21 protein-coding genes are annotated in these 21,060 nt (G+C 62.8%); 3 read left to right on the top strand and 18 right to left on the bottom strand.

Features of this window, described 5'->3' with window-relative positions:
* Window position 1 precedes the first annotated feature (1 nt).
* On the bottom strand, window positions 2–1,156 hold the full coding sequence (gene dusB / locus ACQUSY_RS00340; protein ID WP_428902544.1) for a tRNA dihydrouridine synthase DusB: 1,155 nt from the start codon (window positions 1,154–1,156) through the stop codon (window positions 2–4).
* A gap of 114 nt (window positions 1,157–1,270) precedes the next feature.
* On the opposite strand from dusB, the gene ACQUSY_RS00335 reads away from it, so the two are divergent.
* Window positions 1,271–1,774 (top strand): glutathione peroxidase, encoded by a 504-nt coding sequence (locus tag ACQUSY_RS00335; RefSeq protein ID WP_428902543.1) that lies wholly within the window; start codon window positions 1,271–1,273, stop codon window positions 1,772–1,774.
* A gap of 54 nt (window positions 1,775–1,828) precedes the next feature.
* Here ACQUSY_RS00335 and ACQUSY_RS00330 read toward each other — a convergent pair whose 3' ends face one another.
* Window positions 1,829–2,491 (bottom strand): DsbA family oxidoreductase, encoded by a 663-nt coding sequence (locus ACQUSY_RS00330; RefSeq protein WP_428902542.1) that lies wholly within the window; start codon window positions 2,489–2,491, stop codon window positions 1,829–1,831.
* 116 nt (window positions 2,492–2,607) lie between these two features.
* Between ACQUSY_RS00330 and ACQUSY_RS00325 the strand changes: the two genes are divergently transcribed.
* Window positions 2,608–3,681 (top strand): PIG-L family deacetylase, encoded by a 1,074-nt coding sequence (locus tag ACQUSY_RS00325; RefSeq protein WP_428902541.1) that lies wholly within the window; start codon window positions 2,608–2,610, stop codon window positions 3,679–3,681.
* A 1-nt stretch (window position 3,682) separates the two neighbouring features.
* Here ACQUSY_RS00325 and ACQUSY_RS00320 read toward each other — a convergent pair whose 3' ends face one another.
* The 3 genes from ACQUSY_RS00320 to ACQUSY_RS00310 are packed head-to-tail and all read right to left on the bottom strand — an operon-like array spanning window position 3,683 to window position 6,656.
* Window positions 3,683–4,483 carry an isoprenyl transferase gene (locus ACQUSY_RS00320; protein WP_428902540.1) on the bottom strand — a complete coding sequence of 267 codons (801 nt, stop codon included), beginning with the start codon at window positions 4,481–4,483 and terminating at the stop codon, window positions 3,683–3,685.
* The gene (gene recO, locus ACQUSY_RS00315) at window positions 4,483–5,205 is read right to left on the bottom strand and encodes a DNA repair protein RecO (RefSeq protein ID WP_428902539.1); all 723 of its coding nucleotides are present in this window, start codon (window positions 5,203–5,205) and stop codon (window positions 4,483–4,485) included. Before recO ends, ACQUSY_RS00320 begins: the two co-directional genes overlap by 1 nt.
* A gap of 44 nt (window positions 5,206–5,249) precedes the next feature.
* Window positions 5,250–6,656, bottom strand: coding sequence for an RNB domain-containing ribonuclease (locus tag ACQUSY_RS00310; protein ID WP_428902538.1), 1,407 nt, complete (start codon window positions 6,654–6,656; stop codon window positions 5,250–5,252).
* 40 nt (window positions 6,657–6,696) lie between these two features.
* Here ACQUSY_RS00310 and ACQUSY_RS00305 point away from each other — a divergent pair, with 40 nt between their 5' ends.
* Complete coding sequence (locus ACQUSY_RS00305) at window positions 6,697–7,395, top strand: trimeric intracellular cation channel family protein (protein ID WP_428902537.1); 699 nt, start codon at window positions 6,697–6,699, stop codon at window positions 7,393–7,395.
* Window positions 7,396–7,439: 44 nt separating this feature from the next.
* Here the strand turns inward: ACQUSY_RS00305 and leuA are convergent, their stop codons facing one another.
* From leuA to lepA, 13 genes are all read right to left on the bottom strand, one after another.
* Entirely contained in the window at window positions 7,440–9,194 is a 1,755-nt protein-coding gene (leuA, locus tag ACQUSY_RS00300; RefSeq protein ID WP_428902536.1) for a 2-isopropylmalate synthase, read from the bottom strand.
* Between the two features lie 340 nt (window positions 9,195–9,534).
* The gene (gene era, locus ACQUSY_RS00295) at window positions 9,535–10,419 is read right to left on the bottom strand and encodes a GTPase Era (RefSeq protein WP_428902535.1); all 885 of its coding nucleotides are present in this window, start codon (window positions 10,417–10,419) and stop codon (window positions 9,535–9,537) included.
* Window positions 10,419–11,720: a hemolysin family protein gene (locus tag ACQUSY_RS00290; protein ID WP_428902534.1), complete on the bottom strand. Its 1,302-nt coding sequence runs from the start codon at window positions 11,718–11,720 to the stop codon at window positions 10,419–10,421. Before ACQUSY_RS00290 ends, era begins: the two co-directional genes overlap by 1 nt.
* The gene (gene ybeY / locus ACQUSY_RS00285) at window positions 11,717–12,181 is read right to left on the bottom strand and encodes an rRNA maturation RNase YbeY (RefSeq protein ID WP_428902730.1); all 465 of its coding nucleotides are present in this window, start codon (window positions 12,179–12,181) and stop codon (window positions 11,717–11,719) included. Before ybeY ends, ACQUSY_RS00290 begins: the two co-directional genes overlap by 4 nt.
* Window positions 12,175–13,188, bottom strand: coding sequence for a PhoH family protein (locus ACQUSY_RS00280; protein WP_428902729.1), 1,014 nt, complete (start codon window positions 13,186–13,188; stop codon window positions 12,175–12,177). Before ACQUSY_RS00280 ends, ybeY begins: the two co-directional genes overlap by 7 nt.
* A gap of 43 nt (window positions 13,189–13,231) precedes the next feature.
* Entirely contained in the window at window positions 13,232–13,582 is a 351-nt protein-coding gene (locus ACQUSY_RS00275; protein ID WP_428902533.1) for an HIT domain-containing protein, read from the bottom strand.
* 23 nt (window positions 13,583–13,605) lie between these two features.
* On the bottom strand, window positions 13,606–14,334 hold the full coding sequence (locus tag ACQUSY_RS00270) for a 16S rRNA (uracil(1498)-N(3))-methyltransferase (protein ID WP_428902532.1): 729 nt from the start codon (window positions 14,332–14,334) through the stop codon (window positions 13,606–13,608).
* Window positions 14,334–15,440 carry a molecular chaperone DnaJ gene (gene dnaJ, locus ACQUSY_RS00265; RefSeq protein WP_428902531.1) on the bottom strand — a complete coding sequence of 369 codons (1,107 nt, stop codon included), beginning with the start codon at window positions 15,438–15,440 and terminating at the stop codon, window positions 14,334–14,336. Before dnaJ ends, ACQUSY_RS00270 begins: the two co-directional genes overlap by 1 nt.
* A gap of 35 nt (window positions 15,441–15,475) precedes the next feature.
* Window positions 15,476–16,504, bottom strand: coding sequence for a heat-inducible transcriptional repressor HrcA (gene hrcA / locus ACQUSY_RS00260; RefSeq protein ID WP_428902530.1), 1,029 nt, complete (start codon window positions 16,502–16,504; stop codon window positions 15,476–15,478).
* Window positions 16,505–16,580: 76 nt separating this feature from the next.
* A complete protein-coding gene (locus ACQUSY_RS00255) occupies window positions 16,581–16,982 on the bottom strand; it encodes an ankyrin repeat domain-containing protein (protein ID WP_428902529.1) in 402 nt (133 codons plus the stop codon).
* Between the two features lies 1 nt (window position 16,983).
* Window positions 16,984–18,204 carry a radical SAM family heme chaperone HemW gene (gene hemW / locus ACQUSY_RS00250; RefSeq protein ID WP_428902528.1) on the bottom strand — a complete coding sequence of 407 codons (1,221 nt, stop codon included), beginning with the start codon at window positions 18,202–18,204 and terminating at the stop codon, window positions 16,984–16,986.
* The gene (locus ACQUSY_RS00245) at window positions 18,204–18,857 is read right to left on the bottom strand and encodes a DUF1990 domain-containing protein (RefSeq protein WP_428902527.1); all 654 of its coding nucleotides are present in this window, start codon (window positions 18,855–18,857) and stop codon (window positions 18,204–18,206) included. The genes hemW and ACQUSY_RS00245 overlap by 1 nt, the downstream gene beginning before the upstream one ends.
* A gap of 105 nt (window positions 18,858–18,962) precedes the next feature.
* The gene (lepA, locus tag ACQUSY_RS00240) at window positions 18,963–20,810 is read right to left on the bottom strand and encodes a translation elongation factor 4 (RefSeq protein WP_428902526.1); all 1,848 of its coding nucleotides are present in this window, start codon (window positions 20,808–20,810) and stop codon (window positions 18,963–18,965) included.
* Window positions 20,811–21,060 lie beyond the last annotated feature (250 nt).

Below are 21,060 nucleotides of genomic sequence, written 5' to 3'. Positions count from 1 at the left end.
ATCAACCGCCACTGGTATCCGCTTCTCCTTCAGTCAGGTTGCACGCGACATCAGCTGCGATGTCGTGCGAGTTCAGCCAGCCATCTGGCAAAACGGTGCGCTTGGGAGTGCCAGCTCGACCACGTTGTCCTTCTGCCGCCTCACCGGGGTAGGGCGCATCCAGATCAAGCAGGGTCGTCAGCTCGTCAATTTCCGCCAACGTACTCACCGTAGCGAACTGCGAGCGAATATCGCCACCAACCGGGTATCCCTTGAAATACCAGGCGGCGTGCTTGCGAATGTCGCGGCACCCGCGAACCTCGTCTTCGAAGAACTCGGTGAGCAGTTCAGCGTGACGCTTGAAGGCCGCGGCGACGAAGCCCAGCGTGGCGTCAACAGACTTCGCGGCAATGCCATCGCCGAGGGCGTGGGCGAGCTCGCCGAACAGCCACGGGCGACCGAGGCAGCCGCGGCCAACGACAACACCGTCAGCACCGGTCTCGGCCATCATGCGCACGGCGTCGTCGGCAGACCAAATGTCACCGTTGCCGAGCACCGGAATACTCGTGACGGTCTCTTTAAGCGTCGCAATCGCCGACCAGTCGGCCTTACCGGAGTACATCTGGCTCGCCGTGCGACCGTGCAGCGCCACCGCCGCAGCACCCGCGTCTTCGGCCATACGACCCGCGTCGAGGTAGGTGAGGTGGTTGTCGTCAATGCCCTTACGCATCTTGACGGTGAGCGGCAAGTGCTCGGCAGCCTCGACAGCCTGCGTCACGATCTGGTTGAAGAGCGTGTGCTTCCACGGCAGCGCCGAGCCACCGCCCTTGCGGGTGACCTTCGGCACCGGGCAACCAAAGTTCAAGTCAATGTGGTCAGCGCGATCCTCAGCGACGATGATGCGCACAGCTTCGGCGACCGTCTTCGGGTCAACGCCGTACAGCTGAATCGAGCGGATATTCTCCGACTCGTGATGCGTCACCAAACGCATCGTGACTTCGTTGCGCTCGACAAGCGCACGCGACGTAATCATCTCGCTGACGAACAGGCCCGCCCCGTACTCGCGGCAGAGCCGACGAAACGCGGTGTTGGTAATACCCGCCATCGGCGCCAGGACGACCGGAGCTTCCAATTCGATCGGCCCGATGCGTAGCGGCTGAGTAGGAGCTGTAGTCATCGTCACCTCCCTATTCTCCCCTATGCGAAGCCCGCGGGATGCGGCTCGCTCACAGCCGCACATATTTCTCTGCGCTTTCGCCCTGGTTCCGCCGCACGGCAGTAGTCTCGGAGCATGACCGACACCACTGAGACTCCGCTGCGCGACATCGCGTTTGTTGACGCTGCGGGCAACGAACATACGCTGGCCGAGTACCGCGACAACGTGGTCATGATTGTGAACGTCGCCTCAAAGTGCGGCCTCACGCCGCAGTATGAGCAGCTCGAAGAGCTGCAGAAGACGTACGGCGACCGCGGCTTCACCGTGCTGGGCTTTCCGTGCAATCAGTTCATGGGACAAGAGCCCGGAACCATGGAAGAGATTCTCGATTACTGTGCGGTGACGTGGGGCGTCTCGTTTCCGATCAACGACAAGATCAAGGTCAACGGGCGCTACGCCGCCCCGCTGTACAAGGCGTTGAAGAAGACGAAAGACGCCGATGGCAAGCGTGGCCCGGTGCTGTGGAACTTTGAGAAGTTCGTACTGACGCCCGACAACACGCTGCACCGGTTCCGTCCCCCGGTGATCCCGACTGACAAGGCTGTCGTCGACGTCATCGAGGCGAACCTGCCCCGCTAACGCAAAACAATGGCGCTCACCGTAAGGGTGAGCGCCATTGTCATGTCGGCAGGATTACGCGTTGTTTTCAGCCCACACCTGGCGGAGGATCTGCGCGAAAGCGTCTGCGGGCTGCGCGCCCGAGACACCGTACTTACCGTTGATAACGAAGAACGGAACACCCTGAATGCCGTACTGCGCGGCCTGCGCCTGGTCGGCGCGAACGTCGTTCAAGTACTGCTGCGATTCGAGGGCTGCGCGGGCGGCGTCGCCGTCGAGGCCAGTCTCAGTCGCGAGGTCAACAAGGCTGTCGATCTCACCGACGTGCTTACCTTCGGTGAAGTATGCCGACATCAGGCGCTCAGCCATGGCGTGCTGCTGACCCTGCGCCTTGGCGAAGTGCAGCAGCTCGTGAGCACGGACCGTGTTGGTGTGCTTCAGCACGTCAAAGTTGTACTCCAGGCCGACGCCCTGAGCCACGTTCGTCACGTGGTCAAGCATTTCCGAAACCTTTTCCTTCGGCATGCCCTTGTGGGTTGCCAGGAAGTCAATTTCGCTGCCGTCGAAGTCAACGGGGGTATCGGGCGAGAGCTCGTACGAGTGGTACGTAATCTCAACCTGCGGGGCGTCGGCGTCTGCAGCGGTAGCGGCAATGCCACCTTCGAGGTTTCGCTTTCCGATGTAGCACCACGGGCAGGCGATGTCGCTCCACACGTCAATCTGAATCTTTTCGGTCACATAAGCCACAACATCAGGACCGCCGATTTCTATTCCCGGAGTTTTCCCTGAGTCATTTGCTCGTGTGGAGTTCTACGCTAGAGGTGCAGTCATCACTTCTGCATTGAAGGGGAATCATGGAGGGGACGAGGCGTTACGCTCGTGCGCGCCGTCGGCGTGCGCGCCTGACGGTCATGTGGAGCGTTATCGGCGTTATCGTCCTTGGTGTCGTCGGCTTCTCTGCGGGCGCCGCCACTGGGCTTATCCCCATCTTCGCGACGCCAACGCCGTGGTCTTCAGCCGAATCTCCGACGCCCGCTCCCCCAACAACGACACCGCAGGTTCCGGAACCACCGGCGACGTCGACAGCACCGGAGCCGTCTCCGACTCCCCCACCACCCGTAGCGTGTGCGGCCGGCACGACGATGTCGGTCATGGCGCACTACGACGACGATCTCATCTTCGCGAACCCGGCGATCACGAACGCCATCGCAAACGGCCAGTGCGTGCGCACGGTGTTTGTTACGGCGGGCGACGCTGGGTCAGGCATGACCTACGCGACGTCGCGAGAGACCGGAATTCTCCGCGCCTACGACGTGTTGCGCGGGGTCGATGGCGAGTGGACCGAAGAACACCTCGTGTTGGGAACCGGCCTGCCTGTCACCCGTTTCACCCCGGCCGATGACCCCGATATCGCGGTCACGTTCATTCGATTGCCCGACGGCAATATCTCCGGCCAGGGCTTTGAAGCCACCGGGTGGGAGAGTTTGTCGCGACTCTACGGTCAGACCATCGATGTCATGCACACCGTCGACACGGCAACACCGGTTTCGCTCGACCTGCTCAAGCAGTCGATCGGTGAACTCATCACCGCGGCACACCCGACCGCCCTCATCACTCTGGTGCCGGGCTGGTCGTGGGTTTCGCACCGCGACCACTCCGATCACAGCACCGTCGGCTCGCTCGTTCGTGACTCGGCGCAAGCAGCAGGACTGTCGGTCGACGTCATGCGCTACGCCACCGGCTACGGCAACAAAGACAAGCCTGCCAACGTCACCGGCGACCTGCTCGATCTGAAGCTGCGCGCGTTCTTCGAGTACACGAAATACGACCACGTCATGAAGTGCGATACGCCCGTCGCGTGCCTCGACATCAAGATGTTTGGTCACTCCCTCGAGCGCGAATACTTCTTGACGGACGGAGAGCTCTAGATCACTTCGGGGCGTTGACGGCGCCGCCGAAGCGCCGGTTGCGACCGGTATAAATGTCGATCGCCTCCCACAGATCGGCACGTGTGAAATCGGGCCACAGCGTGTCGAGAAAGACCATTTCGGCGTAGGCCGCCTGCCACAGCAAGAAGTTTGACGTGCGCTGCTCGCCCGATGACCGTACGAATAGGTCGACGTCGGGCATGTCTGGCAAATACAGCCGCTTCGCGATGAGCTTCTCGTTGACCGCGCTCGGCTTGATTTTGCCGGCTGCAACGTCTTCAGCGATCGAGGTCATGGCATCGGCGAGCTCAACGCGGCCACCGTAGTTGACGCACATCGTCAGGGTGAGGGTGGTGTTGTCTTTTGTGAGCTCTTCGGCGTAGCGCAGCTCTTTGATGACCGAGCGCCACAGCCGCGGCGTGCGCCCAGCCCACCGCACGCGAACGCCCCACTCGTTGAGCTGGTCGCGACGGCGGTGGAGCACGTCGCGGTTAAAGCCCATCAAGAAGCGCACCTCTTCGGGTGAACGCGCCCAGTTCTCGGTCGAGAAGGCGTAGACAGACAGGTGCTTGACACCCGCTTGAATCGCACCGGCAACGACGTCCAGGAGCGCCAGCTCCCCAGCTTTGTGACCCTCAACCCGGTTGAGCCCGCGCTGGTTCGCCCAGCGACCGTTGCCGTCCATCACGACGGCGACGTGCGCGGGGACCGACTTCTTCGGATACTCAGGCGGGTAGATTCCGGTCCAGTCCAGCGGTCGAAACTCAACGGCATCTTTGTGGGTGTATGGCTTCGGGGTCACTACGCCTCCACGTGTGCGAGCGAGCGAATGCTGCGCTCGAGGTGCCATTGGGTGTACGCGGCGATCAGGCCAGACGCCCGGGTGTGGTCGTTCGGGCTCGCGGCTTCGATGGTTGCCCAATCGCCGCGAATGAGAGCGTCAAGCATTGTGGTGGTTCCGGCGGGAATGCGAGCGGAACCAACGGGTGCGCAACTGTCGCACACCATGCCGCCGAGTTGGGCAACAAACGTCTGGTGCGGCCCCTCTTGTGCACAACGGGCGCAGTGATCGAGGCCAGGCGCCCAGCCGGAGAGCGACATCGCCCGCAGCAGGTACGAATCAAGAATCGACCGTGACGCGTGCTCGCCGCGGGCCAGCGCACGCAGACCGCCGACGAGCAGCAGGTACTGCTGCGGCGTGGCCTCCGAATCACCGAGGCGGTCGGCGGCCTCAACCATGGCGTTGGCTGCGGTGAAGCGTTCGTAGTGCAACACGATGTCGGCGCCGTAGGTAGCGAGGGATTCAGCCTGATTCACGATGTCGAGCGAACGACCCTCGTAGAACTGGCCGTCAACGACCATGAATGGTTCCAATCGCGAACCAAACTTCGAGCTGGTGCGTCGCACACCCTTCGCAACGGCGCGAATCTTGCCGTGGCGCTTGCTTAGCAGCGTGACAATGCGGTCGGCCTCCCCCAGCTTGTGGGTTCGGAGCACGACGGCTTCATCACGATAGGTGGGCACACCCCATTATCTCGCGTGGCACCGACACTGCGGGTTGCGCCTCGCTAGGCGGCCACAAACACGGGCTTCGCATCGGTGATGCTTTCCAGCCGCAACTGCACCGCGGTTCCGGGCTCCCCCGCCATCACCGCGGTCGTCGTCACCGGCGGATCAAGCAGTTCGACCTCGGCGCGCTTCTCCCGACGGTCGACAATCAGCCCATCGAACGTCTCGCCCACGCGCGGCGCGAGAATAACGGCAGTCACTGCCGCGATGCATTCGCGCTCGAGCGCTCCCGCCTTCTGCGAGCTCGCGGCCATGATTTCCGGCAGGTCCTCCAGGCCTTCTGATGCCCACGCCGGAATCTCGGTGCCGTTGGCGATGGCCTCGCAATGCGCGAGCACGTAGCGGTCAACGAGTCGACGAAGTGGCGCCGTGGTGTGCGCGTAGGGCGCACCGATCGCGGCCTGAATGACGTCGTCGGGGTTTTCGGAGCCGGTGAGAACGTGATAGTCAGCGCCGCGGAACAGCGACCGCGCGGCCATCAGTACGGCGACCGCGGCCGGGTGGTTGCGGTGGAGGCGACGCAGAAATGCGCCGTATTCTTCGTCTTCTGCGAACGGAATGCCCATCTCCTGCACTTCGCGGCGGAAGTTCACCATCGCGTCGTGTGGCGGACGTGGCATCGTGCGGAGAATGCCGCGGCCCGCTTCCAACTGGAGCCGAGCAGCCTCCATCCCCGTCATCAGCGAAATTTGGGCGTTCCACTGTTCCACCGGCAAGAGTTGGCTGCGCTTGATCGTCCACGAGTTGCCGTCGGCGACGATCTCTTCTTCCGGCATATCCAGCGAGGCCCCACCGCGATCTGCTTCGCGCGCGATGCGGAGCTCACCGACCTGCTTGAGCAACGTCATGAGCGGGTCACCGCTGTCGACACGGCGCTGCGCTTCGTCGTACGTGAGCTGTTCACGGCTCTGCACGCGCGCCCGCTTGAGCGTCGACGACACACGTTTGCCAGTCTCGTCCAGGTCAATTGCCCAGACATAGGCAGCCCGAACCACACCGGGCAGCAGGCTCGCCCCGTCTTCACTGATCACCCGCGGGTGCAGCGGCGCACTTTCGTCCGGCGAATACATCGTCTGCCCTCGTTCACGGGCCTCGCGATCGATCGCTCCACCCGGCTCCACCACCGACGGCAGATCGGCGATCGCGTAAAAGACACGAAACCCGGATTCCGTCTTTTCAATGAAGAGCGCCTGATCGAGGTCTTTGGAACCTTCGGGGTCGATCGTGACGAACTCAATGTCAGTCGCATCCGCTTCGGGCATGGGCACGTGTGCGGTGGCCCGGCGCGCTTCGGCTTCGACAGCGGCGTCAAAGCTCACGCTGATCTCCAAGCCATCACGAATGGCCGCAAACTGCGCAGCAAGGTCAGAGTGGGGTGTTTTTAAGCGTGTCGTGCGAAACGGCATGCCTTCAACCTAACCCCATCGCAGGCGCGAGAATGGATAGGTGATCGACACCATCTTCGTGATTCCGCTCTGGGCTGATCTCCTTGCCGTCGGCCTCGGCGGCGTGCAAGGCGCCCTCTTTGCCTCCGGATTCCAGGGCCAGCGTCGCCTGGATCTGCTTGGTGTCGCGATCATTGGCCTGTTGCTCGGTATGGGTGGCGGTCTCATCCGTGACCTGCTCATTGGCGTACCGCCGGCGACCCTGCAATCGAACTGGTATCTATTGACCGCGTCGGGCGCCGCTCTCATCGGTATGCTGCTCGCCGGAGTGCTTCACCGCGCCAATACGATCATCGTTGTTCTCGATGCCGGCGCGATCGGCATGTTCGGTGCGTTTGGCACGGTCAAGGCCCTCACGGTGGGCCTTCCCGTCGTTCCCGCTGTCTTTGTCGGCGTCTGTGCCGCTGTTGGTGGTTCCATTCTCCGTGACGTCATCATGGGCCTCCCGGTCGCCATCATGCACGTCGGGTCGCTCTACGCCGTCGCCGCCGGGCTCGGTTGCGCGACCGTCGCCGTAGCCCACTCTGTCGGCGCTCCCATGGTTCCTGCCGCCATCGCCGGCATCATCGTGACCGCTGTGATCCGTGTGCTCGCCGTGATCTTTGACCTGTCGCTGCCGGAGCAGCGCCGTCTGCACCGCCGCAAGGTGGCTGCCGAGACCGGAACCATCACGATCATTAAGCCGCCGGTTACGGACTAAACAAAAATGGGGGCGCCGTGCGGCGCCCCCATTTTGAATCTGTCTTAGACCAGCGCCGACTCGCGGTCGCGCGAGCGGATCGAGCGGTTCACACCTGAGACGATGGCGCGCAGCGACGACGTCGAGATATCGCTGTCGATACCGACGCCCCACAGACGGTCGCCGTCAACCTGCAGCTCGATGTACGAAGCCGCCTGAGCGTCGCCGCCGGAGCTCATCGCGTGCTCAACGTAGTCGTAGACCGTTACGTCAAAGCCGAGGCCCTGCAGCACGTTAACGAAAGCAGCAACGGGGCCGTTTCCGGTGCCCTGCGTCTGGATGCGCTCGTCGCCGTCACGCAGCACGACGTCGAGCACGACCTCACCGGTCATCTCCGAGCTGGTGCGCGTTGCGAGCAGCTCGAAACGACCCCAACGGTCTTCCGCGATGTCTGCGGGCAGGTACTCGTCGTTGAAGATCGCCCAAATCTGGTCGCTCGTGACTTCGCCACCCTCCGCGTCGGTCTTGGCCTGCACAACACCAGAGAACTCAATCTGCAGCTTGCGCGGCAGGTCGAGAGCGTGGTCGTTCTTCAGCAGGTACGCGACGCCGCCCTTACCGGACTGCGAGTTGACGCGAATGACAGCTTCGTACGAGCGACCCAGATCCTTCGGGTCGACGGGCAGGTACGGCACCGCCCACTCAATGTCGTCGACACTGACGCCCTGCTCTTCAGCCTTCGTGGCCATGGCCTCGAAGCCCTTCTTAATGGCGTCTTGGTGCGAGCCACTGAAGGCGGTGAAAACGAGGTCGCCGGCCCACGGGCTGCGCTCCGGAACGGGCAGCTGGTTGCAGTATTCGACGGTGCGCTTGACCTGGTCGATGTCGCTGAAGTCGATCATCGGGTCGATGCCCTGCGTGAACATGTTGATGCCCAGTGCGACGAGGTCGACGTTGCCGGTGCGCTCACCGTTGCCGAACAGGCAGCCTTCGATACGGTCAGCCCCGGCCAGGTAACCCATCTCAGCAGCCGCCACCGCGGTTCCGCGGTCGTTGTGCGGGTGCAGCGAGAGAATGACGTTCTCGCGGTACTTCAGGTTGCGGTTCATCCACTCGATCGAGTCGGCGTACAGGTTCGGCGTCGCCATCTCGACCGTGGCCGGCAGGTTGATGATGACCTTGTTGTCGGGCGTCGGCTGCAGGACGTCAAGCACGGCGTTGCAGATCTCAGCGGCGTACTCGAGCTCGGTACCGGTGAAGCTCTCCGGCGAGTACTCGTAGTAGACCTTGGTCTCCGGAATGCGCTTCTCGAATTCCTTGCACAGACGTGCACCTTCGAGAGCGATGTCGATGATGCCCTGCTTGTCAGAGCGGAAAACGACCTCACGCTGCACAATGCTCGTCGAGTTGTAGAAGTGCACGATGGCCTGCTTGGCGCCGGCAATCGACTCAAACGTGCGCTCAATGAGGTGCTCGCGCGACTGCGTCAGCACCTGGATCGTCACGTCGTCCGGAATCAGGTTCTCTTCGATGAGCTGACGCACGAAGTCGAAGTCAGTCTGGCTCGCCGACGGGAAGCCGACCTCGATCTCCTTGTAGCCCATGCGAACCAGCAGTTCGAACATAACGCGCTTGCGTTCGGGGCTCATCGGGTCGATGAGGGCCTGGTTGCCGTCACGCAGGTCAACCGCGCACCAACGCGGGGCCTTTTCGATGTGCTTGCTCGGCCACGTACGGTCAGGCAGGTCAACCTTGATGATTTCGTGGAACGGACGGTACTTGTGGATCGGCATTCCGGAGGGGCGCTGAGTGTTTTCCATGATGTTTGCTTCTTCGTTGATAGAAACCAGAAGGACCAACGGCAAACTCCGCGACGAGGAAGGCCCTAGAACGAGGTCTCGTCGCGGCAGCTAAGAAGGAGCATGCCCGCGCGCATATTTTCAGCGTAGCACGCTCCCAGAACAAGTGATGCCGCGATAAGAGCGGATGCTCATTATCGCGGCATACGCCGAAGCTGGTGATCGTCCCCACGAAATCTCAGCCTCGACAACTCTTTCAACGAATGCGAATTTCGTTGCCTTTGAGGTAGCGCCAGCATAACCAGCACGACGTCGCCACGACAAGAGACCGTGGCGTTTCTGGGGATAACTTCAGATTGAGTTAGAAGCCGAGACGCCCCAACTGCTTGGGGTCGCGTTGCCACTCCTTCGCAACCCGCACATGCAGGCTCAAAAAGACGCGGCTGCCGAGGAGCTGTTCCAGCTCCGCGCGGGCACGAGCACCGACGTCGCGGAGTCGGGAGCCCTTGCGGCCGATAATGATCGCCTTTTGGCTGTCACGCTCAACAATGATGTCGGCGAAGACGTCGGTGAGATCGCTGTCTTCGCGCTCCGCAATCTCCGAAACCGTGACCGCAATCGAGTGCGGCAGCTCATCACGCACGCCGTCGAGAGCGGCCTCACGAATGATTTCGGAGACGCGGTCTTCGATCGATTCGTCGGTGACGATACCCTCCGGGTACAGCGCCTCCCCTTGGGGCATGAGTGCGAGCAACTCGTCAGAGAGCACGTCGAGCTGCTCGTTCGTGACGGCAGAAAGCGGAATCACAGCCGCCCAGTCTTCGCGCAGGGCGTCAACCTCGATGAGGCGCTCCATGATGTCATCGCGCGAAGCGGTGTCTGTCTTGGTCACAATCGCGACCTTCTTGGCGCGCTTGTAGCCGTCAAGCGATGCCGCGATGCGCGTGTCGCCCGGGCCCACCTTCTGGTCAGCGGGCACGCAGAATGCGATCACGTCAACATCGCCGAGCACCTGCTCAACGAGGTCATTGAGGCGCTGACCGAGCAGGGTGCGCGGACGGTGAATACCCGGGGTGTCCACGATCACGAGCTGACCGGTCGGTCGGTTGACGATGCCACGGATCGCGCGACGCGTGGTCTGCGGCTTGTCGCTCGTGATGGCGACCTTCTCGCCCACCAGCGCGTTCGTGAGAGTGGACTTGCCGACGTTGGGTCGGCCGACAAACGTTACGAATCCGCTGCGCATTATTCGTCTCCTGATTCCAAGTTTTCGTTGGCAAATGCCTCTTCGGCCGCCTTCAGCGAGGCGCTCCGTTCGACGATGATGTTCGCGAGGCCCTTGCGGCGCCCCCGTGATTCACCGCCGGTCATGATGATGCCGTCAGACTCAGCGATTGAGCCTGACTCCGGCACACGACCGAGTTCTTTCGCGAGGAGTCCGCCGATTGAATCGACGTCTTCGTCTTCAAGCTCGATACCGAACAGATCGCCCACCTCGTCGAGCGGCAGTCGTGCCGAGACACGGTACCGGCCGTCGCCGAGGTCGATGATCTCCGAGCCCTTAGCATCGTGCTCGTCAGAAATGTCGCCAACGAGTTCTTCAATAAGGTCTTCCAGCGTCACGAGGCCCGAAACACCGCCGTATTCATCGACAACAAGGCACACGTGAATGGAGTCGCGCTTCATTTGCTGCAGCAGCGTCTCAGCTTTCATCGCCTCCGGCACAAATACCGGTTCTCGGGCAAGGTCAATCGCGGGGCGGGCACGCCACCCTGACTCATCGGCAAACGTCGACGCGATAATGTCTTTCAGGTACAGCATGCCGACAACGTCGTCGCCCTCGGTGATCGGCATACGCGAAACACCCGACGAAAGAAACAGGCTCACGGCGTCTTCGGTCGTCGCGTCGTTTTCGATCGTGACAATTTCCGTGCGCGGAACCATGACGGCGCGCACAAAGCGGTCGGTGAAGTCAAAGACCGAGTGGATAAGTTCGCGGTCATCCTCTTCGATGAGGTCGTGGCTTGCCGCCTCATCCACCATGCTGAGCAGCTGTTCTTCGGACGTAAACGATGCCCCGCGCGACACGCCTGGCGTCACACGGTCGCCGAGCGCGGCGAGACCGTGAGCGAGCGGGCCGATGGCGATGCGGCACGCCCGAATAATTAGTGCTGTTCCGCGCAACAGGCCCGTGGAGTGCTGGCGCCCGACAGAGCGCGGGCTGGCGCCCACGAGCACGAACGACACGGCGGTCATGATGAGGGCGGCGGCGAGAATCGACCAGCCGATGTGGTCGAGCAAGAGCATGAAGAGCGCGGTGACCATCACGGCCGCGGTGGTCTCCGCGAGAATACGCATAAAGACGACGGCGTTGGCATGTGCCGACACGTCATCACCGATAATCCGCAACGCCTTCGCATTGCGACCTGAGTGCGACCAGTCGGCAAAGTCTTGCCTGCTGGTCACGCCAAGCGCGGCATCAACTGCCGCCATCAATCCGCCAAACGCCACCAGCAAGACTGCGGCGATGAGCAAGAAGATTGTCATCGCGCGTTTTTCTCGCCCTCATGGAAGTGAGCGATCAGTTCGCGCTGAAGTCCGAACATTTCGCGCTCCTCGTCGGGCTCAGCGTGGTCGTATCCGAGCAGGTGCAGCAGGCCGTGCGTGGTAAGCAGAATCAGCTCATCCATCATGGTGTGGCCGGCCGTCTTCGCCTGCGACTCCGCAACCTGCGGGCACAGCACGATGTCACCAAGCAGACCTGGCTCAGTCGGCTTGTCCATGGTTCCGGGGCGCAGCTCATCCATCGGGAACGAGAGCACATCGGTGGGACCGGGCTCGTCCATCCACTGCACATGCAGGGCTTCCATCGCGCCTTCGTCAACGAGTTGGATCGCCACTTCGGCGTCGGGGCTGACGTACAGCGCCGCGAGGTTGCTTTCGGTGAGCCGCAGCAGCACGGTCTCGTCGATGCTGATGGCGGATTCGTTGTTGATCTCGATCATGATCGTCCTCGTCGGGGCTGTCGGTCTTGGGGGCGAAGACCCGCGCGGCGTTCCGCACGATTCGCCAATTCTGAAGCCTGCTCGCGTTCGTGGCGGGCTGCGGTGCGCTTCTCGTCGTACTCGCTGTACGCGTCGACGATGCGGCCGACCAGCGAGTGGCGCACGACGTCGGCGCTGGTGAGGCGCGCGAAGTGAATGTCGTCGATGTTCTTGAGCACGTTGGAGACCAGGCGCAGACCACTCGTGCCCTGCGGCAAGTCGACCTGCGTGATGTCACCCGTGACGACCATCTTGGTTCCGAAGCCCAGGCGCGTCAGGAACATCTTCATCTGTTCCGGCGTCGTGTTTTGCGCTTCGTCGAGCACGACGAAGGAGTCGTTGAGCGTGCGACCGCGCATGTACGCGAGCGGCGCGACCTCGATGGTTCCGGTCGCCATCAGCTTCGGCAAAATGTCGGGGTCGATCATTTCGTTCAGCGCGTCGTAGAGCGGGCGCAGGTACGGGTCGATCTTGTCGGTGAGTGTGCCGGGCAAGAAGCCCAAGCGCTCCCCCGCTTCAACGGCCGGTCGAGTCAGAATGATGCGGTTGACCTCTTTGCGCTGCAGCGCCTGCACGGCCTTGGCCATCGCCAAGTAGGTTTTTCCGGTACCGGCGGGGCCGATACCGAAGACAATCGTGTTCTCGTCGATCGCATCAACGTAGTCACGCTGACCGAGGGTCTTCGGTCGAATGACTTTGCCGCGCGACGACAGAATCGGCTCGCTCAGCACTTCTGACGGGCGAATGCCGTCTTGCTGCAGGCGCGCCGACGTGGCAACCTCTTCCGGCGCCAGGTGGTGGCCCGAGCGGGTCATCGTGAGAAGTTCTTCGACGAGGCTCTTCGCTGCGGCGACGGGTTCGGCATCACCGGTAAGGGTGATTTCGTTGCCGCGCACGTGAATCTGCACGCCGGGGTGTTGCTTTTCGACCATCCGCAGCAGGCGGTCTTGTGGGCCCAAGAGCTGGACCATCGCGACGCCGTCGGCGAAGATCTGCTCTGTCACGGTTTGTGGGTCAGACACCCATACTCGTTTCGCTTAGTCCGCCCGCGAGAACGTGGGCGTGGACGTGAAACACGGTTTGACCCGAGTTCGCGCCGGTGTTGAAAATCAGTCGGAAGTGACCGTCTGCGTGCTCGTTGGCGAGCTCTTGCGCAACGGCCACCATCTCCTGCAACAGGGCAGGATCGGCAGCGGCAAGTTCTGTGACATCGCGGTACTCCTGCGTCTTCGGGATCACCAGGAGGTGAACCGGAGCCTGCGGAGCAATGTCTTTGATCGCAAAAACGTTGTCAGTTTCGGCGACAAAGGTCGCGGGGATCTCGCGCTGCAGAATGCGGGTGAAGATCGAAGGCTCGCTGCTCATACCGAAAGTCTACCGAAGCCGCTTCACCAGCGGCCGAGAACCACGCTCAGCGCTGCCAATGCCGCCGGCCCTGCCGTCGACGTGCGCAGCACCGTGGTTCCCATGCGCGCGAGCGTCGCGCCCGCCTTCTCGAGGTTCTCGAGTTCTTCCGACGTAATGCCACCTTCGGGGCCCACGACGAGCCAGACGTCGCGGTCGGCGGGCAGCTCAAGCGCCGTGAGCGCCCGCTCTGCGGAAGGCTCCAGCACCACGATGCTAACGTCGCTTGCCTTCGCGGCGAGTTGCGCCGTCGTGACGGGCTCACTCACCTGCGGCACCCATGCGCGGTGGGCTTGCTTCGAGGCCTCACGTGCGATGCTTTGCCAGCGCGCGACGCCCTTCGCAACCTTCGCAGCATCCCAGCGCGAAACGCTGCGGGAGGCCTGCCACGGCACGATGGCACTCACGCCGAGTTCGGTGGCGGCTTCAACAGCACGTTCATCGCGATCGCCCTTAGCGAGCGCCTGCACCAGCACGATGCGGGGCGTCTGCTCGTCGAGCTGCTGGCGCTGCGCCAGCGCAATCTCCACGCGCTTGGGAGCAACCGACGCGACAACGCCGGTTACCCATGCGCCGAGGCCATCGCCCAGCGTGACTGTTTCGCCAACGCGCACGCGCCGCACGGCGGCTGCGTGGTGCGCCTCGGGGCCGGTGAGCGCAACAGACTCCCCCGCCAGCTCCTCGGGAGAATCAACGATGAAGTGCAGTGCCATTAGTGCGTACGGAACCGGTCGCGCAGCTTGGCGAACAGCCCCTGCTGGTGCTGTGCGAGCGCTGGCTTCGGCGATTTCATCGAACCCTGCAACTGCTCAATGAGCGCACGCTGCTTGCTGTCGAGCTTGGTCGGCGTGACGACGTGAATGCCGACACGAAGGTCGCCGCGGTTGGAACCGCGCAGCGGCGTAATACCGCGGCCCTTGATCGTGAGTTCGTCACCAGACTGTACGCCCGGGCGAATCTCCAGGTCGACGGCGCCATCGAGGCCGTCGATCGTCGTGGTCGTGCCGAGAATGGCGTCGGGCATCGCCACTTCGAGCAGGGCGACGAGGTCATCACCCTCGCGCGCGAATGCGGCGTTGGGAGAAACCTTGATCTCGAGGTACAGGTCGCCGTTCGGGCCGCCAGCGGGTCCTACTTCACCCGAGCCGGGAAGCTGCAGACGCAGACCGTCGTCGACGCCGGCGGGAATGTCGAGCGATACCGTGCGACGCGAACGTACGCGACCCTGGCCAGCGCACGTGACGCACGGCGACGGAATCGTGGTTCCGTATCCGCGGCACACGTTGCACGGAGCGTTCGTCAGCATCGTGCCGAGCAGGCTCCGAACCTGCTGCTGAATGTGTCCGGTGCCACCACAAATGTCGCACGTTTGCTCCGAGGTTCCGGGCTGGCAGCACGACCCCTGGCACGTCTCGCACAGCACGGCGGTGTCAACCTCGATGTCACGGTGCACACCGAAGATCACGTCAGCGAGCTCGACGGTGACCTTGACGAGGGCATCCTGACCGCGCTCGCGGCGCGAACGCGGACGCGGACCACGCGACTGACCGCCACCGAAGAACGTCTCGAAAATGTCACCGAAGCCACCGAAACCGCCGCCGCCGCCGAATGCGGAGTCACCGCCGTTGTCGTAACGCTGACGCTGTTCGGGGTTCGAAAGCACGTCGTACGCGTGGGTGACGAGCTTGAACTGCTCTTCGGCCTCTTCACCCGGGCTCACATCGGGGTGAAGCTGACGCGCAAGCTTGCGGTACGCCTTCTTGATTTCTTCGGTCGTCGCATCGCGCGAGACACCCAAAACTTCGTAGTGGTCTGCCACTTCAGCCTTTCTCGGGGCGCATGCCCCTCATCACGTCAGCGACGTGTGTCATCTTCGTCCAGCAACCGGGTCAGGTACCGCGCGACAGCGCGCACGGCAGCGAGGTTGCTGGGATAGTCCATGCGCGTCGGACCCATCAGCCCAATACGCGCACGGGAGCCAGGGGCGTCATAGTCACTCGCAACCAGTGAGGCTTCGGAGAGGCCAAACGCAGCGTTTTCGGCACCGATCGAGGCGGCAAGCCCCTCACGGTCACCCACCATTTCTTCCATCAGACGCACGAGGGTCGCCTGCTCTTCGATGGCTTCGAGGAGCGGGTGAATGGAACCACGGAAGTCGAGTTCGCGACGCGCGAGGGTCGCAGCGCCCGCCATGACGAGCTTGTCTTGGCGAAACTCATCGAGCTCTTCGGCCACCGTATCGATGAGCGCCGTGAATACAGCATCGGTGTTGGCGGGATCTTCGCGGTGTGCGTCCAGTCGCGCACTCGCGGTGCGAACTTCGTTGCCGGTGACGAGCGTATTCAGCTGCACTTTGAGCGCCTGCGCATCGTTCTCGGTGACCTCCTGCGGGAGGTGCACGATGCGCTGCGACACGCGACCGGTGTCGGTTACCACGATCACGAGCATGCGCACAGGAGCCAGCAGGACGAGTTCGATGTGGGTGACGGTGGCACGCGCAAACGACGGGTACTGCACGAGCGCGACCTGACCGGTCAGCTGGGTGAGACACCGCACGGTGCGCGACAGCAGATCGTCAAGGTCGGCGGGTTCGTCAAGGAAAGTGGAGATCGCGGTGCGCTGCGCCGTGCTCAGTGGGCGAATCTCTGCGAGGTGGTCGACGAAGACGCGGTAGCCCTTGTCGGTGGGTACGCGGCCGCTCGACGTGTGCGGAGCGACGATCAGCTCTTCTTCTTCGAGAAGCGCCATATCGTTGCGGATCGTGGCCGCTGAGACACCAAACGCGTGGCGATCGACGATGGACTTGGAGCCCACTGGGTCGCGGGTTTCGACGTAGTCCTGCACGATCGCACGGAGAACCTGGAGTCCTCGTTCGGATACCACGACCTCTCCTCTCGCTGGCACTCAGTACGGTCGAGTGCCAATTCTACCGCTTCCGGGTGGGAGAACGGCGAACGCCTCAGCGTGCCGCGTGCTTCAGCAAGACCGCAGTCATTTGGGTCAGTTGAAACTGGTCGGCAATATCAAGCGCCGAGTGAAAACCGAGTTCCGGGTCTCCGCCGGCATCAAGCAGCATCTGCAGAATGTTTTCATCGTTACGGAAAACTGCGCACGCGATAGCCGTCTGCCCCATCGTGTTCTCGACGTTGAGGTCTGCTCCGAGCTCGATGAGCGCGGCGACCGCCTCCGGCTGTTGCGCGTAGGCGGCAACGATGAGCATCGTGTCGCTGCGAGCATTGCGGGTGTCGACCGGCACGCCAGCGCGCACCATTTCTGTCAGCTCGGCGACCCGACCTTCGCGAGCCAGCGCAAAGGTTCCGTTGACCACTTCTTCGCTGAGACCAGCGCCCGGGTTTTCCATGTCAATCCTCCGTCAATGCGCGAACCACGGCGTCCGCGAGCAGTCGACCACGTCGTGTCAACACGATGCGGCCTCGGAGCGCTGCGGCGGGCTCGACGAGCTCGTCGGCGATGAGTCCGGCCACGGCGGAGCGACGCGATGCAGGAATCTGATCGATCGCCAGGCCCTCGCGAATGCGGGACTGCAACAGCACCCGCTCGAGGATGGCGGCGGAACCATCGACGGTTTCGCGCGCGTACGCAGGACTGTGCGAAGCGGCGAGGCGCTGCGCGTAAGCAGCGGGGTGCTTGACGTTCCACCAGCGGGTGCCGTCGAGGTGTGAGTGGGCGCCGGGGCCATACCCCCACCAGTCGGCGCCGCGCCAGTACGCGAGGTTGTGGCGCGAGCGGTGGTTCTCGCCGCGGGAAAAGTTGCTGACCTCGTACCAATCGAAACCGGCGGCGGCGAGCTGGTCGTCGACGAGCTCGTACATATCTGCTTGCAGGTCATCGTCGGGCGCCGGAACCACGCCAGAGCGAATCTGGCGCGCCAGTTTCGTGCCGTCTTCGATGATGAGGGCGTATGCCGAAATGTGGTCAGGCTCGAGATCGATGGCGGTGCGCACGGAGGCTGCCCAGTCGTCGAGCGACTCCCCCGGTGCGCCGTAGATGAGGTCGACGCTGACGTCGAGCCCGGCTTCACGTGCCGCTGCCACAGCGGTCGCGACGTTTTCCGGGTTATGGGTGCGGTCGAGCGCTGCGAGCACGTGCGGAACGCTCGACTGCATGCCAATCGAGACGCGGTTGACGCCGGCGGCGGCAAGCTCAGCCATGACGGCGGGGGTCACGGTGTCAGGGTTGGCCTCGACGGTCACTTCGGCGTCTGTGGCGAGCCCAAAAGCGTCGCGCACGCCACCGAGCATGCGGGCGAGGTCTCCGGCGGGCAGCAACGTTGGCGTGCCACCGCCAAAGAAAACGGTCTGCGCTTGACGCAACGGGCCGATGTCGCTCAGGACGTGACGCGACAGCTCCACCTCTTGCAGCAGAGTGTCGGCGTACGTGTCTTGCCGGGCGCCGCGCAGTTCGGTGGCGGTGTACGTGTTGAAGTCGCAGTAGCCGCAGCGCACACGGCAGAACGGCACATGCAGGTATACGCCAAAATCAACGTCGCTGTGCGCGACAGTACCTTCGGGGAGAGCGCCGGAGGTCGGAACCTCGTCACCCTCAGGAAGCGGGCCGCCCATTACGCGGTGGGGGTGGCGAACAGCGGCGAAATCGCGCGCAAGTAACCACTGAAGAGTTCTTTGCGGCGGCGACGCGTCAGCACCGGCAGCACTTTGTACAGCACCGATTCGGGAGCATCAAACGCACGCACGGTGAACCACACCTCATCATTCTGCAGCCACTCGAGCATGAAGCTCTCTTCGCCGCTGACGACCGAATCGTCCATGGTTCCGAGGGCGAAGCCAACGCGACGGGGCTCTTCAATGACGAAGATCACGCGCAACTCAGCGTCGGCACGCTGGCCGCCGACGCGTCCGCGCACGTGCACCGTGGTTCCGGCGCTCACGTAAGGCGTGCCGTCAGCGTCAAAACGTTGCTCCGGCTCAGTCTTCGACGGACGAACGGGATTACCCTCTTCGTCAAAGCTGACGCCGAGGTAGCTCGGCTCAGACGCCGGACGCACATCGCTCAGGGTAAGACCCGAAGCCTTGTGCGTTGTCCATGACAGCAGCGCGTCGCTGGCGGTCGCAAACCGCTCAGCACCGCTACCGATTCGCCAAGATTCCTCCGCCGGGATGCTGCGCTCGGGCGGATACTGCATGAGATCCGGGGCCTGCGTTGCTCCGACGGCGGCGTAATTGACGGTCTCGTCTCTAAACGTCCCGCGCCGCATAAAAAACAGCCTAACTGTCGTTGCTGGTCGATGCCGGAGAATTGCTCACAGTGTCGCCAATGCCAGGGATTCGTTGAGCAGATATCAGGGTCTCCCCTGATTCTTCTACTTTTCCTTGGTCTCGACGTCGCCGGACAGCGCCGCGATGAACGCTTCTTGCGGCACCTCGACTCGACCAACCATCTTCATACGCTTCTTACCTTCCTTCTGCTTCTCGAGCAGCTTGCGCTTACGGCTGATGTCACCGCCGTAGCACTTAGCAAGAACGTCTTTTCGGATGGCACGAATGGTTTCGCGAGCGATGATGCGGGCGCCAATGGCGGCCTGAATCGGAACCTCGAACTGCTGGCGCGGGATCAGCTTGCGTAGGCGCTCGGTCATCAGCGTGCCGTAGGCGTAGGCCTTTTCACGGTGAACGATCGAGCTGAACGCGTCAACCTTCTCGCCCTGCAGCAGAATGTCGACCTTAACGAGGTCAGCCTCTTGCGAGCCGGCGGGTTCGTAGTCGAGCGAGGCGTAGCCCTGCGTGCGGCTCTTCAAGTGGTCGAAGAAGTCGAACACAATCTCACCGAGCGGCATCGTGTAGCGCAGCTCAACGCGATCTTCGGAGAGGTACTCCATGCCGAGCAGCGTGCCACGACGCGACTGGCAGAGTTCCATCACGGTGCCGACGTAGTCCTTCGGCAGCAGGATGCCCACCTTGACGATCGGCTCCGACACGGTCGCAACGCGACCATCCGGGTACTCGCTCGGGTTGGTGACCGAAACGTGCTGGTTGTTATCGGTGGTGACCTCGTACGTCACGCTCGGTGCGGTCGTGATGAGGTCAAGGCCGAACTCACGCGACAGGCGCTCGGTGATGATCTCCAGGTGGAGAAGACCGAGGAAGCCACAGCGGAAGCCGAATCCGAGGGCGACAGACGTCTCCGGCTCGTACTGCAGCGAGGCGTCCGACAGCTTGAGCTTATCGAGGGCTTCACGCAGATCGGGGTAGTCAGAACCATCGATCGGGTAGATGCCCGAGAAGACCATCGGCTTCGGGTCGACGTAGCCCGCAAGCGCCTCTTCTGCTGGCCGGCGGTGGTTGGTGACCGTGTCGCCGACCTTAGAAAGACGCACGTCCTTCACACCGGTGATGAGGTAACCCACTTCACCGACGGACAGGCCCTTCGTGGGAATCGGCTCGGGGCTCGAGACACCAATCTCGAGGACCTCGTGGGTGGCACGGGTCGACATCATCTGAATGCGCTCGCGCGGCTCCAGGCGGCCGTCGATCATACGCACGTACGTGACAACGCCACGGTAAGAGTCGTAGACCGAGTCGAAAATCATGGCGCGCGCGGGCGCGTCAGCGTCACCCTTCGGAGCCGGAATCTGCTCGACGATGCGGTCGAGGAGCTCTTCAACACCCATGCCCGTTTTGCCGCTGACGCGAAGAACGTCTTCGGGCTTGCCGCCGATGAGGTTCGCGAGTTCAAGCGCGTACTTCTCGGGGTCAGCCGCGGGCAGGTCGATCTTGTTCAGCACCGGAATGATCGTGAGGTCATTCTCGAGCGCCAGGTACAGGTTCGCGAGGGTCTGCGCCTCGATACCCTGAGCCGCGTCGACCAGCAGGATCGCGCCTTCACAGGCGGCGAGCGAACGCGACACCTCGTATGTGAAGTCAACGTGACCCGGGGTGTCGATCATGTTCAGGGCGTACGCCTGGTTGCCATCAGACCAGGGCAAGCGAACGGCCTGGCTCTTGATGGTGATACCGCGCTCGCGCTCGATATCCATGCGGTCCAGGTACTGGGCACGCATCTCACGGTCAGAGACAACACCGGTGATCGACAGCATGCGGTCAGCAAGCGTCGATTTGCCGTGGTCAATGTGCGCGATGATGCAGAAGTTGCGGATCTGCTCGGGCGGCGTCGCAGCGGGCTCGAGAGGCTTCAGGGCTCGGGGAGACATATCTAACAGAGTCTATCTGCCCGCGAGCATTTCTGCCGCCTCGAGAGTGTCACCGCGGCGGGTCGAGTCCTGCCGCGAGCGCGGGCGGGACCACGTGAGCGGTTGCGAGGGATAGCGGCGGGGGCGAGAACTTTCGTTGGCGATCACGCGAACGGCCGCCAAACGACGAAAGAAGGTTGTCTCTCGACACGCGAAGGTGAGAGAAACCTCACCATCAAACCCTTGATTCTGAGTGCCCGCTGGGAAGACG

This window comes from Microbacterium daqui (assembly GCF_050408675.1).
In the GTDB taxonomy this organism is placed as follows: Bacteria; Actinomycetota; Actinomycetes; order Actinomycetales; family Microbacteriaceae; genus Microbacterium.
This window is presented reverse-complemented; position numbering and strand designations above follow the sequence as displayed.